Raw genomic sequence first — 1,056 nt, 5'->3', positions numbered from 1 at the left:
CTCCTCGATAGATGTATTTTCCACCTATCGGGGTGTCCGGGGAAATTAGACCACTGCAAAAAACAACGTCAAAAGATCGCAGCCTTCGGCAGCTCCTACATTGGTCGCGGTCATTGTGGGAGCCGGGCTCGCCCGCAAAGGTCCCGCCGGCCACCGAATCATGTGGGTGTTTAAAGTTATTCCAAAATTGACGAACCTTCCCACAAGCTTTTCAGGTTGTCCGTCAGACGTGCGCTCTCTAGGCTTGGGTTGTCGCTGAACACTCAGCGATCGGGTGTGAGAACCCGGCAATTTATGGTCATCCAGTGTCTGTGCACGCATAATCGCCGCCAGCTTATCCGCTGTCTGTAATGCGTCATGGCGGCTGTGTGCGGGCAGACTTCGGTCTGGCCGGGTGTCCATAACCGGTATTCTCACCCCGCATATAGCTGCCACCTTTGGGCTGCGTGAGAACGGCCATGGGTAGCACCAAAGACTGTGGAGATTGTTTTAATGGACAAGCTGATTCCCGACCCGCCCCAAGATTTCACCACCCCCCTCGAAGACGCCATCCGCATCGACGATCAAGTCAAAAACCGCGAAGCGATCAAACGCGCCCTCGACTTCTACCTGTGCCCCACCCCTGCAAAACCCTACCAGCCGAGCACGATGTTCCTCGTGCAGCCAAACATCGACACTGAAAGCCTGCTCGCCCACGCCTGTGAATCGCTGGCGTCGGCCAACGTCATGGCCAGCGATTTCGCCGACCAGCTCAGCCGCCCGCAGCGCAACACGGCGCTGGCGATTCAGCAAATCGTCATGCTCGCCGAACTGGCAGTGAGCCGGGCACTCGATCGGCTTGACCCACAAACCTGAGCCACCCCTGTAGGAACTGCCGCAGGCTGCGATCTTTTGATCTGGCTTTTTAAAAAACAACGTCAAAAGATCGCAGCCTGCGGCAGCTCCTACATTGGTTGCGGTCTTTGGGGGCTCCGGGCTCGCCCACGCTTGTGAGTCCTTGGCCAGTGATTTTACCGACGAGCTCTGCCGCCCGTTCGATCGGCTTGACCCACAAAC

General features: G+C 57.3%; 1 protein-coding gene. It reads left to right on the top strand.

Going from position 1 to position 1,056, the window contains the following annotated elements:
• The first annotated feature begins 492 nt into the window (after window positions 1-492).
• Window positions 493-855 (top strand): DUF6124 family protein, encoded by a 363-nt coding sequence (locus PMI37_RS30835; RefSeq protein ID WP_008089021.1) that lies wholly within the window; start codon window positions 493-495, stop codon window positions 853-855.
• Window positions 856-1,056: the final 201 nt, after the last annotated feature.

The sequence above is a fragment of the Pseudomonas sp. GM80 genome, from assembly GCF_000282515.1.
Taxonomy (GTDB): Bacteria; Pseudomonadota; Gammaproteobacteria; order Pseudomonadales; family Pseudomonadaceae; genus Aquipseudomonas.
This window is presented reverse-complemented; position numbering and strand designations above follow the sequence as displayed.

Coding starts and splice junctions, on each gene's coding strand:
- PMI37_RS30835 (WP_008089021.1), top strand. CDS start 493: ATGGACAAGCTGATTCCCGACCCGCCCCAAGATTTCACCACCCCCCTC.